The organism is Curtobacterium sp. ME12, from assembly GCF_903970855.1.
Classification (GTDB): Bacteria; Actinomycetota; Actinomycetes; order Actinomycetales; family Microbacteriaceae; genus Curtobacterium; species Curtobacterium poinsettiae_A.
In genome coordinates this window covers 1-14,158 of the sequence record NZ_CAJCKD010000054.1, presented here as the reverse complement: position 1 = coordinate 14,158, position 14,158 = coordinate 1, and the positions used below count along the sequence as shown (strand labels likewise).

Genomic DNA, 14,158 nt, shown 5'->3' with positions numbered 1-14,158 from the left:
GTGCCCGTCGTCGACGCCGACACCGTCGCGGCCGCGGTCGACCGGGCCCTGCTGCGCTACGACCGACAGGGCGACGAGCACTACGACGTCATCAGTGCGTTCATCAAGTCCGTGCGGGGGAGCGACGTCGACGCCGCCCTGCACTACCTCGCCCGGATGATCGAGGCGGGCGAGGACTCCCGGTTCATCGCGCGGCGCATCATCGTCTCCGCGTCCGAGGACATCGGCATGGCCGACCCGCAGGCGCTGCCCATCGCGGTCGCCGCGGCCCAGGCCGTGCAGCTCATCGGGATGCCCGAGGGCCGGATCCCGCTGGCCGAGGCCGTCGTGTACCTGGCGACGGCGCCGAAGTCGAACGCCGCCTACAACGGCGTGAACCAGGCGATGGCCGACGTCAAGGCGGGGCGCATGGGCACGGTCCCGATGCACCTGCGCGACGCGCACTACGCCGGGGCGAAGCGCCTCGGGCACGGCAAGGGGTACGTCTACTCGCACGACGCCGAGCACGGGGTCGCCGAGCAGCAGTACCTGCCCGACGCCCTCGAGGGCACCGAGTACTACACGCCGACGGCGAACGGCTACGAGCGCGAGGTCGGACCCCGGCTCGAACGACTCCGGAAGATCACACGCGGACACTAGTGGCGGTGCTTCTGCGCTCGCCCCGATGCTGCTAGCATTGGCGGGCCTACGTCCTGGTCCTCGAGCACGGCTGCGTCGAGGACAGAGTGCCACTCCGGTGGTACGGGGGCAGAGGTTCGGACTGTAGCCGTCCGATCCCACAGGCTCATCCCTCTGGATCCCGTCGTCGGGGCCACCGGCACTCGCGTGCCCGGCCTCCGGTGAGTATTCAGTTCGAACAGAGAAAAGGACCCTGTGTCTACCAAGTCACGTACCCGCAGCAAGACCCGCCTGTCGCGCGCACTCGGCATCCCGCTGACGCCGAAGGCTGCCCGTTACCTCGAGAAGCGCCCCTACGGGCCCGGTGAGCACGGCCGTACGCGCCGTCGTGCGGACAGCGACTACGCCGTCCGTCTCCGTGAGAAGCAGCGTCTGCGCGCCCAGTACGGCATCCGCGAGAAGCAGCTCCGCATCGTCTTCGAAGAGGCCCGCAAGACGAAGGGCCTGACCGGTGAGAACCTGGTCGAGCTCCTCGAGCAGCGCCTCGACGCCCTCGTGGTCCGTGCCGGCTTCGCCCGCACCACCGCGCAGGCTCGTCAGCTGATCGTGCACCGCCACATCCTGGTCGACGGCAAGCTCGTCGACCGTCCCTCCTTCCGCGTCAAGGAGGGCCAGCTGATCCACGTCAAGGCGAAGTCCGAGTCGATGGAGCCCTTCCAGGTCGCCGCTGCCGGTGGCCACCAGGAAGTCCTCCCGAAGGTCCCGGGCTACCTCGAGGTCGAGATCGAGAAGCTCCAGGCCCGCCTCGTGCGTCGCCCGAAGCGCGCCGAGGTCCCCGTGACCTGTGAAGTGCAGCTCGTCGTCGAGTACTACGCAGCTCGCTGATCCACTGATCACACCCGAACGGCGGGTCGTCCTCTCGAGGGCGACCCGCCGTTCGGCGTTCCGGCACCGGCGACTAAGCTTGTCGGGGCATGCACCGCCCGGGTGCACAGAGGGAGAGGCACCGTGAAGCAGCTGTTCTTCGTCGCCGTCGGCATCGTCATCGGGTTCGCCGTCGCACACCGGGTCGCCCAGACCTCCGGTGGTGCCCGGCTCTTCGCCGAGGTGAACGCCAAGACGAAGGCCTTCACGGGTGCCGTCGCGGACGGCTACCGGTCGCGCGAGGCCGAGCTCCGTACCGACGTCTGAGCGCTCCGACCGAGCAGCCACGACCCTCCTCCACCCACGACCTGAACCCAGGAAGCACCATGCAGACCGCAGAGATCCGCCGCCGTTGGCTCCAGTACTTCGGTGACCGCGGCCACACCGTCGTCCCGTCCGCGTCCCTCGTCTCGGACGACCCGTCGCTCCTCTTCACGGTCGCCGGCATGGTGCCGTTCATCCCGTACCTGACCGGTCTCATCCCGGCGCCGTTCCCGCGGGCGACGAGCGTGCAGAAGTGCATCCGTACGAACGACATCGAAGAGGTCGGCAAGACCCCGCGCCACGGCACGTTCTTCCAGATGAACGGCAACTTCTCGTTCGGCGACTACTTCAAGGAGCAGGCGATCCAGTTCGCCTGGGAGTTCCTGACCAAGCCCGAGACCGAGGGCGGACTCGGCTTCTCGCCCGATGACCTCTGGGTCACCGTCTACGAAGAGGACGACGAGGCGATCGGCTTCTGGAAGCAGCACTCCTCGCTGCCCGACGAACGGATCCAGCGCCTCGGCAAGGACACCAACTACTGGTCGACCGGACAGCCCGGCCCCGCGGGTCCCTGCTCGGAGATCTTCTTCGACCGTGGCCCCGAGTACGGCATCGACGGCGGCCCGGCGACGGACGACGACCGCTACGTCGAGATCTGGAACCTCGTCTTCATGCAGTACCAGATCGCCGACGTGCGGTCGAAGTACGACTTCGAGATCACCGGCGAGCTGCCGAACAAGAACATCGACACCGGCATGGGGCTCGAGCGCGTCGCCTTCATCAAGCAGGGCGTCGACAACATGTACGAGATCGACCAGGTACGCCCGGTGCTCGACCGCGCGGCCGAGATCTCCGGCCGACGCTACGGCGCCGTGCACGAGGACGACGTACGGATGCGCGTCATCGCCGACCACGTCCGTTCCTCGCTGATGCTCATCGCCGACGGCGTGAGCCCGTCGAACGAGGGCCGCGGGTACATCCTGCGTCGTCTGCTCCGTCGCACCGTCCGCGCGATGCGCCTGCTCGGTGTCGAGGCGCCCACGTTCCCCGAGCTCTTCCCGGCGTCCCGCGACGCCATGCGCGACGCCTACCCCGAGGTGGCGTCCGACTACGACCGGATCTCCCGCATCGCCTACGCGGAAGAAGAGACCTTCCTCCGGACCCTGGCGCAGGGCACGACGATCCTCGACGTCGCCGTCGAACGTGCGAAGCAGGACGGCGCCCCGTCCATCGGCGGCGACACGGCGTTCCTGCTGCACGACACCTTCGGGTTCCCCATCGACCTGACGATGGAGATGGCCGAGGAAGCCGGGGTCCACGTCGACCGCACGGCGTTCGAGACCCTGATGTCCGAGCAGCGTGCCCGGGCGAAGGCCGACGCGAAGAGCAAGAAGACCGCGATCGCCGACCTGAGCGTGTACAGCGCGTTCCGGGCCGAGGGCGAGACCACGTTCCTCGGCTACGACACCCTCGAGGCCGAGACGCGCGTGCTCGGCATCATCGTCGGCGGTGTGAGCGTCGACCGTGCGGTCGCTGGTGACATCGCCGAGGTCATCCTCGGCGAGACTTCCCTGTACGCCGAGTCGGGCGGCCAGGACGCCGACCAGGGGTCGATCGTCGGCAACGGGTTCGACCTCGAGGTCCTCGACGTCCAGCGACCGGTCTCCGGACTGTGGAGCCACACCGTGCAGGTCCGCTCCGGCGAGGTCGGGGTCGGCGACGCCGCGAGCACCGTCGTCGACGCGGAGTACCGCCGCGGTGCGACCCAGGCGCACTCCGCGACGCACCTGGTCAACGCGGCACTCCGCGACATCCTCGGACCGGAGGCGCTGCAGGCCGGGTCGTACAACAAGTCCGGCTACATGCGCCTCGACTTCTCGTGGTCGCAGCCGGTCTCGCTCGAGACGCGGTCCGAGATCGAGGAGGTCGTGAACACCGCGATCCGCACCGACCTCGAGGTCTCCACGCGCATCCTGCCCATCGACGAGGCGAAGGCCCTCGGGGCGCAGGCCCTGTTCGGCGAGAAGTACGGCGCCGAGGTCCGCATGGTCGACATCGGCGGCCCGTGGTCCCGCGAGCTCTGCGGTGGCACACACGTCGCCTCGAGCGCGCAGATCGGGCTCGTCAACCTGGTGGGGGAGTCGAGCGTCGGTTCGACGAACCGCCGCGTCGAGGCGCTGGTCGGGCTCGAGGGGTTCCGCGACCTCGCCGTCGAGCGCACGATCGTGTCGCAGCTCTCCAGCGCGCTCAAGGCTCCCCGTGCCGACCTGCCGGCCCGCGTGCAGAACCTGATGGAGGACCTCCGGTCCGCCCAGAAGAAGCTCGCCGAGTACGAGTCGGCGAACCTGCAGCAGCGCGTGCCCGCCATCGCCCGCAACGCCACGACCGTCGGCGCCACCACCGTGGTCGCCGAGACGGTCGACGGCCTGCAGTCCGGCGATGACCTGCGCTCGCTCGCCACCGGCGTGCGGGGCCAGCTCGGTGACGGCGCGGCCGTCGTCGTGCTCGGGGCCGTCGTGGGCGGCAAGCCGATCGTGATCGTCGCGACCAACGACGCCGCCCGTGCTGCGGGCGTGCAGGCGGGCCCCCTCGCGAAGGAGGCCGCCGGCGTGCTCGGTGGTGGCGGCGGCGGCAAGCCGGACCTGGCGCAGGGCGGCGGGACCGACGCCGCAGCGCTCCCCGCGGCGCTGCGGGCCGTGACCGCACGGCTCGCGGGCTGACGGTGGGCATCCGGTCCGGGCGGCGGCTCGGCGTCGACGTCGGACGCGCCCGGATCGGGGTCGCCGTGTGCGACCGCGACGGCCTGCTGGCGACGCCGGTCGAGACCGTCCGTCGTGACGACTCGAAGGACCTCCGGCGCATCCTCGAGCTCGCGGACGAGTACGACGTGCTCGAGGTCGTCGTCGGACTGCCGCTGTCGATGTCTGGTGGGGACACGGCGTCGACCGAGGACGCCCGCGTCTTCGCCGCCCGGATCGCGGCGCGTCGACCGGTGCGCCTGGTCGACGAACGGTTGTCGACCGTGACCGCCCAGCGAGGGCTGCACCAGGCCGGCAAGAACACGAAGAAGTCCCGCGCCGTGATCGACCAAGCAGCCGCTGTTATCATTCTGCAACACGCGCTCGACCACGAGCGCAGTGCCGGTGCCCCTCCGGGCACCACGCTTCCCTGACAGGGCTGCCCGGTACCGCACATGGGTGCTCTCGTCGTCAGCTGCGAGGACGACGGTGCCCAGGTGGAGTTCCCGACCGAGAGACCGAGGACGTTGGCAGACGATCTGGACTGGAACGCGATCATCGCGCCCGGCAACGACGCCGAGCGGCGGAAGGCGACTTCCGACCGCACGACAGGCACCGGTGACCGCGACGACGCTGGTCGGGTGACCCCACCGCCGGCGCCTCCGATGTCCCGACGCGAAGCCCGTGCCCTCGAGGCCGAACGAGCCCGCGTCGCAGCGACCGACGAGGCGTCGGCTGCCGAACGGACCACCGCCGCGCCGGCGGTCGCACGCGACGAACGCCCGGCGTCCCCCGCAGACGCACCGATCGCAACCCGCCCGGAAGACCTCCACCCCGAGGTCGCCGCACTGCTGACCGGCGAGCTGCCGACCGAGTCCGCGGCGACCGCCGCGGCCGGCGGCTCCGGCGCGGACGGGACGCACGACGCTGACGCGACCGGCGGCGGTGGTGCCGCGGGAGGCGGCGGACGCGGGGGACGAGGCGGCGGAGGACGCGCCTCCAGGCCGCCCCGGGAGCCACGGCCGAAGCGCCGTCGCGGACCGCTCGTCGCGGGGCTCGTCATCGTCGCGGTCGTGCTCGCTGTCGGGGTCGGGGCGTACACCTTCGCCGCACCCAAGATCCAGCAGCTCGTCGCGGCGATCAGCGGCGCGCAGGAGCCCGACGACTACACCGGCGACGGCACCTCGAAGGTGACCATCACCATCAAGCAGGGCGACATCGGCGAGAACGTCGCCGCGACGCTGCAGCGCAGCGGCGTCGTCAAGGACTCGAAGGTGTTCTACAAGCTCCTGCTGGCCTCACCGGACGTGCAGTTCCAGCCCGGCTCGTACGCCCTGAAGAAGCAGATGAGTTCGAAGTCCGCGCTCGCGGCCCTGCAGGACAAGGACAACCGGGTCCAGGCGTCGATCGTCATCCCGGAGGGCACCGCACTCGCCGACATCAAGGCCGGCATGGTCTCGAAGGCCGGCCTGACCGAGAAGCAGGTCGACGCGGCCGCGAAGGACCTGTCCGCGTACGACCTGCCGTCCGGTGTCAAGACGCTCGAGGGCTGGCTCTTCCCCGCGACCTACCCGATCAACCCGGGCTGGACCGCCGAGCAGTACTTCGGGTCGATGGTCGACACCATGAAGGAGCACCTGGCCGCCGCCGGCGTCAAGGAGGCCGACCAGGAGCGCACGATCGTCTTCGCGTCGCTGGTGCAGAAGGAAGCCGGTCTCGCGGCCGACTACCCCAAGGTCGCGCGCGTGTTCCAGAACCGCCTCGACCAGGGCATGAAGCTGCAGTCCGACGCCACGGTCGCCTACGGCACGGGCAACACGCACACCGTGACGACCACGGACGCCGAGCGAGCGGACGCGTCGAACGAGTACAACACCTACGTGCACGAGGGGCTGCCGCCGGCACCGATCTCCAACCCGGGTGACATCGCGATCAAGGCGGTCACGGCTCCGGCCACCGGCAAGTGGCTGTACTTCGTGACGGTCGACCTGGAGTCGGGCAAGACGGTCTTCTCGGACACCTACGACCAGCACCTGGTGGCGGTCGAGCAGTTCCGGTCCTGGCTGCGGGCGCACCCCGACTACCAGTAGGCGACGACGTCGCACGGACGAACGCTGTGGGAGGATTGCGGCATGCTTCGTTGGTTGACTGCTGGTGAGTCCCACGGACCCGAACTGATCGCCATGCTCGAGGGCCTGCCCGCGGGCGTCCCGGTGTCGTTCGAGTCCATCCGTGCCGATCTCGCGCGCCGTAAGCTCGGCTACGGCCGTGGCTCGCGGATGAAGTTCGAGCAGGACGAGCTGCACGTGTCCGGCGGTGTCCGGCACGGCTACTCGCTCGGCAGCCCGATCGCGATCCGTATCGGCAACACCGAGTGGCCGAAGTGGGTCGAGGTCATGAACCCCGAGCCCATCGAGTCCACCGAGATGTCCCGCGGTCGGAGCGCCCCGCTCACCCGACCGCGACCGGGGCACGCCGACCTGGTCGGCATGCAGAAGTACGGCTTCGACGAAGCGCGCCCGATCCTGGAGCGTGCGAGCGCCCGCGAGACCGCCGCACGCGTGGCGCTCGGCGCCGTCGCCAAGTCGTTCCTGGCCGAACTCGGCATCCGCTCGGTGGCGCACACGCTGCAGGTCGGGACCGTCCGGGTCCCCGACGGAACGGACCTGCCGCTGCCCGACGACGTCGACCGCCTCGACGAGGACCAGCTGCGGTGCTTCGACGCCGAGACCTCCGCACGCATGGTCACCGAGGTCGAGGCCGCGAAGAAGGACGGCGACACCCTCGGCGGCGTCGTCGAGGTGCTGTTCTACGGCGTCCCGCCGGGCCTCGGCTCGCACGTCCACTGGGACCGCCGGCTCGACGCTCGCCTCGCCGCGGCGATCATGGGGATCCAGGCCATCAAGGGGGTCGAGGTCGGTGACGGCTTCGCGACCGCCGGACGCCGGGGCTCCGCCGCGCACGACGAGCTGTACCGCGAGGACGGCGAGATCTACCGCACGAGCGACCGCGCCGGCGGGACCGAGGGCGGGATGTCCACGGGCACCGTGCTGCGGGTCCGCGCCGGGATGAAGCCGATCGCGACCATCCCGCACGCCCTGCACACGGTGGACGTCGTCTCCGGCGAGGACGCCTCGGCGCACCACCAGCGCTCGGACGTCTGCGCCGTACCGGCTGCGGGTGTCGTGGCCGAGGCGATGGTGGCCCTGGTGCTCGCCGACGCGGTGCTCGAGAAGTTCGGCGGCGACAACGTCGTCGAGACGAAGCGCAACCTCGACGCCTACCTCGCGGCGATCCCGGAGACCCTGCGCACGCGCCGGACCGAGCCGTCGGCGACGTCGACCGACCTGTGAGCACCGACGTCCGACGCGCCGACGCGCCCGTGGTCGTCATCGGCCCGATGGGCGCCGGCAAGTCGAGCGTCGGCAAGCGGGTGGCGAAGGCCCTCGGCGTCCCGTTCACGGACACCGACCGGGTCATCGTGCGCGAGCACGGGCCGATCCCCGGGATCTTCGCCGACCGCGGTGAGCCGGCGTTCCGCGCGCTCGAGGCCCAGGCGGTCCGAGCAGCGCTGGCCACCGGCGGCGTGATCGCCGTGGGCGGGGGAGCCGTCACCCACGCGGACACCCGGCAGGCCCTGGGCGGGGCGCGCATCGTCCTGCTCACCGTCTCGCCCGAAGCCGTCGCCGACCGGATCGCCGGGTCCGACCGGCCACTGTTGGCGAACGGCGGGATCGACGCCTGGCAGACGATCATGGACGAGCGGGCGGCGACCTACGCGGAACTCGCGCACGTCGTGGTCGACACGTCGCGCCGGCCGATGTCCCGCGTGGTCGACGAGGTCGTCACGTGGCTGCGCAGCGATGCCGGCACCAGCGAGCGCGGCGGCACCACCGAGCGCGGCGGCACCGCCGAGCGCGGCGGCACCGCCGCGCCCGGCGGCACCGCCGCGCCCGGCAGCACCACCGCGCCCGGCAGCACGACCACCAGCACCACCAGCACCGAAGGAGCACCGTGACCGAGTCGACCCTGCCCGCCGGGACCACCGAGATCCGGGTCGGCGGTGACGACGGCTACACGGTGGCCGTCGGCACGGGCCTGCTCGGTGCCCTGCCCGCGATCCTGGGCCCGCGTGTCGCCAAGGTCCTCATCGTGCACTCGCCGACGCTCGGTGCCCGGGCGAGCGAGCTCCGTGCGCTGCTGGTCGAGGCCGGGCTCGAGGCCCTGATCGCCGAGGTCCCCGACGCCGAGGGCGCCAAGCGCGTCGAGGTCGCGGCGTTCTGCTGGCAGATCATGGGGCAGGCCGACTTCACCCGCACCGACGCGGTCATCGGCCTCGGTGGCGGTGCCGTCACCGACCTGGCCGGCTTCGTCGCCGCGACCTGGCTGCGCGGTGTGCCGTACGTGGCCGTCCCGACGAGCGTGCTCGGCATGGTGGACGCCAGCGTCGGCGGGAAGACGGGCATCAACACGAACGAGGGCAAGAACCTGGTCGGCGCCTTCTTCGCCCCCCGCGCCGTCGTCGTGGACCTCGACCTCGCCCGGACGCTGCCCCGCAACGAGATCCTGACCGGGTTCGCGGAGATCGTGAAGGCCGGGTTCATCGCCGTGCCCGAGATCCTGGACATCGTCGAGGCGGACGTCGACCGGGTCACCGACCCGACGACGCCGGAGTTCCGCCGGGTCGTCGAGCTCGCCATCGCGCTCAAGGCCGAGGTCGTCTCGGACGACTTCACGGAGCAGGGCCGACGCGAGATCCTGAACTACGGGCACACCCTCGGGCACGCGATCGAGCACGCCGAGCGGTACCAGTGGCGCCACGGGGCGGCGGTGTCGGTCGGCATGGTGTTCGCCGCCGAGCTCGCGCGACTCACCGGGCACCTGGACGACGCCACGGTCGACCGGCACCGGGCGATCCTCGAGTCGCTCGACCTGCCGACCTCGTACGGTGTCGGACGGTGGCAGGGGCTGCTCGCCACGATGCGTCGCGACAAGAAGGCCCGTGCCGGCATGCTGCGGTTCATCATCCTGGACGGCGTCGGCAAGCCCGTGGTGCTCGAGGGCCCCGAGGACCACCTGCTCTTCACCGCCTACCAGGAGGTCGGCGTCTGACCCGACGGGTCAGCGCAGGACCCGTCTGGTCCGGCGCCACCACCACTTCACGCGCATCGACAGGGTGACGACGCCCGTCCGTTCGGACTCGAGCCATTCGTCGACCGTCGCGCCCTCCGACCACGCGTCGACTGCGGCGTCGTCTTCGGGTGTGCCGTCGATCTTGCAGGCCGGCCGGTCCGGCAGCGGTGCGAACAGGTGCATCAGGGATCCTCCATCCCGGGGTCGGAGCGGACGTGTCGACGCAGGGCGCGACGTGCGAGGTCCTGGTCGGACTTCGACGCCCACCGTACGGTCATGAGCCGTTCGAGGACAGCTCTTGAAATGTCGTGTTCCGCCTGGGAGCGATCGGCCCGCAGCGCCCAGGTGAGTCGCCTCCGGGCCTGGTCGCGGTCCGCGGCGCGGCGGTTCTGGAACGCCCCGAACCAGCTGACCACGGCCGCCACGATCGCCGCCCCTGCGGCGATGCACGCCGCGACCAGTGCTGTCTCCATGCCGGCAGCGTGGCGCAGGGAACGCGCCCGGTGGCCGGGCGCCGGCCGACCTGTGGAGGCCGCACCGCGCCTCCAGGCTGTGGAGGAACAGGAGGACGACGCAACGCAGCCAGCCGGGAGCGGGGCCACAGCACCGGGGAGCAGACTGGCGGGCGTGCCCACCCCACCCCGACTGAGCGACCTCTCCGGCCCGCGCGACGCCGACACCGGCACCCTGCGCTCCCGTGGTCGGCGCTTCACCGAACTCCTCTCGATCGCCCGCCGCCACCACCTGGTGCCGTTCCGTCGTCTCGACTTCTCGCACGACCCGGCCACCGCGGAGCTGCGTCGCGACCAGGCCGAGCACCTGCGCCGGGCGCTCGAGGAAGCCGGTGGCGGGTTCGTGAAGATGGGCCAGCTGCTCTCCACCCGAGACGACCTGTTGCCCGAGGAGTGGACCGAGGGACTCGCACACCTGCAGCGGAACGTCACGGCGGCACCGGCGGACGAGGTCCGTGCGCTCCTCGAGCAGGAGCTCGGCGCCCCGGTCGACCAGGTCTTCGCGACCTTCGACCCGGTGCCCGTCGCAGCGGCGTCCATCGCGCAGGTGCACCGCGCCCGGCTGCCCGACGGCACCGCGGTCGCCGTCAAGGTGCAGCGGCCGGGGATCGACGCCGCGGTGCGCCGCGACGTGGACATCGCACTGCGGGTCGTCCGGTTCATGGCCCGGTGGTCGACCGAGGCGCGACAGGTCGGCGTGCAGGACATCGCGGGTCAGTACGCGGACGACCTGATCAGGCAGGTCGACTTCGTCTCCGAGCTCCGCAACCTCACGGCGCTGCGAGCGGCCCAGGCCCGCAGCGCGCGACCGGACGAGGTCCGGTTCCCGGATCCCTACCCGGACCTGTCGGGCCGGCGCGTGCTCGTGATGGAGTTCCTGGAGGGCGACACGCTCAGCGCGATCCGCGCCGAGCGTTCCGAGCGTGACCTCGACGCGCCGATGCGCGCGATCCTCCGCGCGTTCCTGCGCCAGGTCGTCTTCGACGGCCTGTACCACGCGGACCTGCACCCGGGGAACGTCCTGGTGCTGCCCGACGGGCGGCCCGCGTTGATCGACTTCGGATCGGTCGGGAGGCTCGACCCGGGTCTCCGGGACACGGTCCAGGACCTGTTGGCCGCCTACCTGCAGGACGACACGTCGCGGATCGCCGATGCGGTCCTGCGGATGGCACCCGTGCGCGATGCGCACGACGAGCCCGACTTCCGTCGGGACATCGCCCGCTTCGTCGCGGACGAGCTCGGCCCTGGTGCGCGCATCGGTGTCGACACCGTGGACGACGCGGTCGAGGTCTTCGGGCGGTACCGGCTGAAGCCGCCGCCGGACTTCGTCGCCGCGGCCCGCGCCCTGGCCATCTTCGAGGGCACGCTCCGGACGCTCGCGCCGTCGTTCGACCTGCTCGAGGAGTCCCGCGGACTCGCCCGGGAGCAGATCACCGACCAGCTCCGGCCGGGCAAGCTCCGGGACCTCGCGGCGAAGGAACTACTCGGCGTCGTGTCCGCTGCCCGTCGGCTGCCCCGACGGGTGGACCGCATCGGCGAGGCGATCGAGACCGGCCGGTTCACCGTGAACATCCGGCTCTTCGCGGACAGCCGCGACCGGCAGCTCGTGTCCGGCATGATCCGGCGCATCCTGCTCGTGCTGCTCGGTGCGGGGGCGGGGATCCTGGCGATCGTCTACCTGTCGTTGCCGGCGCGACCGACGGCGGCCCTGTCCACCGGGGTGGCGGGCGGGTTCCTCGGGGGAGCGGCGGTGGTGCTGCTCGCCTGGGCAGCGATCGACGCCTGGCTCGCTCGACGGCGGCGCTGACCGCGAGCCGGACGCTCGCCCGGGACCGGTGCGTCCGGCACGCACGAGCACCGCTCCGGCCGCCAGGCGGGCGTCCGCTACACTCGTCCGGGGCCGTCCGCGGCCCGAGGACACTTCACAACACGACCGAACGGGACACCGACGACTCATGGCCAGTACCACAGACATCAAGAACGGCGCCGTTCTCATCATCGACGGCCAGCTGTGGTCGGTCGTCGAGTTCCAGCACGTCAAGCCGGGCAAGGGCGGCGCGTTCGTCCGCACGAAGCTCAAGAACGTCGTCTCCGGCAAGGTCGTCGACCGCACGTTCAACGCCGGCGCGAAGATCGACACCGCGACCGTCGACCGTCGTGACTACCAGTTCCTCTACGAGGACGGCGACTCCTACGTGTTCATGGACACCGACACGTACGACCAGATCCCGGTCTCCGCGACCGTGGTCGGCGACGCCAAGAACTACCTGCTCGAGTCCGCGATGGTCACCATCGCGATGAACGAGGGCAACCCGCTGTACGTCGAGCTCCCGACGTCGATCGTCACCGAGGTCGAGACCGAGCCCGGCCTGCAGGGCGACCGCTCCTCCGGCGGCACCAAGGACGCGACCATCATCGCGACCGGCCACCGCATCCAGGTCCCGCTGTACCTGGAGAGCGGAACCCTGGTGAAGATCGACACGCGCGACGGCAGCTTCCTCGGCCGCGTCAACTCCTAGGCGCTGACCGTATGAGTGCTCGTTCGAAGGCCCGCAAGCGCGCCCTCGACATGCTGTACGTGGCCGAGGTGCGCGACCTGCCGATCGCGGACGTGCTCGCCACCGAGACGGTCCGGCACCTGGACCAGCCGGAGCGTGCCTCGAGCTGGGACTACGCGCGCCAGATCGTCACCGGTGTCGACGAAGCCCGTCACGAGATCGACTCCGTCATCGTCGACCACGCCCAGGGCTGGTCGATCGCCCGGATGCCGGTCCTCGACCGCTGCATCCTGCGGATGGCCGTCTGGGAGCTCCGGTTCAACCCGGAGGTCCCCGACGCCGTCGCCATCGCCGAGGCGGTCGAGCTCGCGCAGTCGCTGTCCACCGAGGACTCCGCGGGCTTCGTCAACGGCGTGCTCGGGGCCGTCGCCGGCGGTCGCGCACCGTCCGGTCGGACGGTCGCAGGAGACCAGGAGTCCCGGTAGGGTTGACCACGTCAGCATCCTTTAATGCCGTCCAGTGAGGCGGGGAAGGGGGTCGACGTGGGAACCAGAACGGTCCTGCAACAGCCCGACATCACGCGTGCCCTGACACGCATCGCGCACGAGATCCTCGAAGCCAACCACGGGGGCTCGGACCTCGTGCTCCTCGGCATCCCGACCCGCGGCGCCGTCCTGGCGGAACGCCTCGGCCGGATCCTGGCCGGCATCGAGCCGGAGTGGTCCTCCGCAGCCGGCGGCATCGGGACGGAGCGTGTCGGAACGCTCGACGTGACCATGCACCGCGACGACCTGGGCCACGGCATCGGCCGCGCGCCGCACCGGACGGTGATCCCCGCCGGCGGCATCGACGGCAAGGTCGTCGTGCTCGTCGACGACGTGCTGTACTCCGGTCGCACGGTCCGCGCCGCGCTCGACGCGCTGCAGGGCATCGGCCGGCCGAGTGCCGTCCGGCTCGCCGTGCTCGTCGACCGCGGCCACCGCGAGCTGCCGATCCGCGCGGACCACGTGGGCAAGAACCTGCCGACCGCGTCCGACGAGCGGGTCACCCTGCACCTGGCCGAGACCGACGGCGACGACACCGTGTTCATCGAGCAGGGGGTGGCGTGATGCGGCACCTGCTCTCCACCGCCGACCTGTCCCGCGACCAGGCCGTGCACATCCTCGACGTCGCGGAGGAGATGGCCGAGGTCAACACGCGCGAGGTCCGGAAGCTCCCGGCCCTGCGCGGCAAGACCGTGGTGAACCTGTTCTTCGAGGACTCCACGCGCACGCGCATCTCGTTCGAGGCCGCAGCGAAGCGCCTGTCCGCCGACGTCCTGAACTTCGCCGCGAAGGGCTCGAGCGTCTCGAAGGGCGAATCCCTGAAGGACACCGTGCAGACCCTCGGCGCGATGGGCATCGACGGCATCGTCATGCGCCACGGTGCATCGGGCGCCCCGCGGGTGCTCGCCGATGCCGACTGGATCGAC

General features: G+C 71.1%; 14 protein-coding genes and 2 pseudogenes. 14 read left to right on the top strand and 2 right to left on the bottom strand.

All coding sequences use genetic code 11. From position 1 onward, the window contains the following. The 9 genes and pseudogenes from H7A73_RS17235 to aroB all read left to right on the top strand — a co-directional run. Positions 1 to 639, top strand: a pseudogene (locus tag H7A73_RS17235) (replication-associated recombination protein A); the annotation flags it as partial. Positions 640 to 873: 234 nt separating this feature from the next. Continuing rightward, positions 874 to 1,503, top strand: a complete 630-nt coding sequence (rpsD, locus tag H7A73_RS17230) for a 30S ribosomal protein S4 (protein ID WP_017887166.1) — start codon at positions 874 to 876, stop codon at positions 1,501 to 1,503. 123 nt (positions 1,504 to 1,626) lie between these two features. Next, positions 1,627 to 1,809: a hypothetical protein gene (locus H7A73_RS17225; protein WP_027465751.1), complete on the top strand. Its 183-nt coding sequence runs from the start codon at positions 1,627 to 1,629 to the stop codon at positions 1,807 to 1,809. 59 nt (positions 1,810 to 1,868) lie between these two features. Further along, positions 1,869 to 4,526, top strand: a complete 2,658-nt coding sequence (gene alaS, locus H7A73_RS17220) for an alanine--tRNA ligase (RefSeq protein ID WP_182067106.1) — start codon at positions 1,869 to 1,871, stop codon at positions 4,524 to 4,526. An 8-nt stretch (positions 4,527 to 4,534) separates the two neighbouring features. Continuing rightward, complete coding sequence (ruvX, locus tag H7A73_RS17215; protein ID WP_171907752.1) at positions 4,535 to 4,978, top strand: Holliday junction resolvase RuvX; 444 nt, start codon at positions 4,535 to 4,537, stop codon at positions 4,976 to 4,978. A 93-nt stretch (positions 4,979 to 5,071) separates the two neighbouring features. Then, positions 5,072 to 6,634: an endolytic transglycosylase MltG gene (mltG, locus tag H7A73_RS17210; RefSeq protein WP_259362988.1), complete on the top strand. Its 1,563-nt coding sequence runs from the start codon at positions 5,072 to 5,074 to the stop codon at positions 6,632 to 6,634. A gap of 42 nt (positions 6,635 to 6,676) precedes the next feature. After that, on the top strand, positions 6,677 to 7,897 hold the full coding sequence (aroC, locus tag H7A73_RS17205; RefSeq protein ID WP_110858979.1) for a chorismate synthase: 1,221 nt from the start codon (positions 6,677 to 6,679) through the stop codon (positions 7,895 to 7,897). After that, positions 7,894 to 8,562 carry a shikimate kinase gene (locus H7A73_RS17200; protein WP_182067104.1) on the top strand — a complete coding sequence of 223 codons (669 nt, stop codon included), beginning with the start codon at positions 7,894 to 7,896 and terminating at the stop codon, positions 8,560 to 8,562. Before aroC ends, H7A73_RS17200 begins: the two co-directional genes overlap by 4 nt. Then, positions 8,559 to 9,656 (top strand): 3-dehydroquinate synthase, encoded by a 1,098-nt coding sequence (aroB, locus tag H7A73_RS17195; protein WP_182067102.1) that lies wholly within the window; start codon positions 8,559 to 8,561, stop codon positions 9,654 to 9,656. The genes H7A73_RS17200 and aroB overlap by 4 nt, the downstream gene beginning before the upstream one ends. 9 nt (positions 9,657 to 9,665) lie before the next feature. On the opposite strand, the gene H7A73_RS17190 is transcribed toward aroB, so the two are convergent. Next, on the bottom strand, positions 9,666 to 9,860 hold the full coding sequence (locus tag H7A73_RS17190) for a hypothetical protein (RefSeq protein ID WP_182067100.1): 195 nt from the start codon (positions 9,858 to 9,860) through the stop codon (positions 9,666 to 9,668). Beyond that, positions 9,860 to 10,150 (bottom strand): hypothetical protein, encoded by a 291-nt coding sequence (locus H7A73_RS17185; RefSeq protein WP_182067098.1) that lies wholly within the window; start codon positions 10,148 to 10,150, stop codon positions 9,860 to 9,862. Before H7A73_RS17185 ends, H7A73_RS17190 begins: the two co-directional genes overlap by 1 nt. 154 nt (positions 10,151 to 10,304) lie before the next feature. Here H7A73_RS17185 and H7A73_RS17180 point away from each other — a divergent pair, with 154 nt between their 5' ends. From H7A73_RS17180 to H7A73_RS17160, 5 genes and pseudogenes are all read left to right on the top strand, one after another. After that, the gene (locus tag H7A73_RS17180; RefSeq protein ID WP_182067096.1) at positions 10,305 to 11,996 is read left to right on the top strand and encodes an ABC1 kinase family protein; all 1,692 of its coding nucleotides are present in this window, start codon (positions 10,305 to 10,307) and stop codon (positions 11,994 to 11,996) included. Between the two features lie 148 nt (positions 11,997 to 12,144). Continuing rightward, positions 12,145 to 12,708: an elongation factor P gene (efp, locus tag H7A73_RS17175; RefSeq protein WP_027465745.1), complete on the top strand. Its 564-nt coding sequence runs from the start codon at positions 12,145 to 12,147 to the stop codon at positions 12,706 to 12,708. 11 nt (positions 12,709 to 12,719) lie between these two features. Continuing rightward, a complete protein-coding gene (gene nusB, locus H7A73_RS17170; RefSeq protein WP_182067095.1) occupies positions 12,720 to 13,172 on the top strand; it encodes a transcription antitermination factor NusB in 453 nt (150 codons plus the stop codon). A 24-nt stretch (positions 13,173 to 13,196) separates the two neighbouring features. Continuing rightward, entirely contained in the window at positions 13,197 to 13,796 is a 600-nt protein-coding gene (gene pyrR / locus H7A73_RS17165) for a bifunctional pyr operon transcriptional regulator/uracil phosphoribosyltransferase PyrR (RefSeq protein ID WP_247737732.1), read from the top strand. Beyond that, positions 13,796 to 14,158 (top strand): annotated as a pseudogene (locus H7A73_RS17160) (aspartate carbamoyltransferase); the annotation flags it as partial. The gene pyrR and the pseudogene H7A73_RS17160, both read left to right, overlap by 1 nt.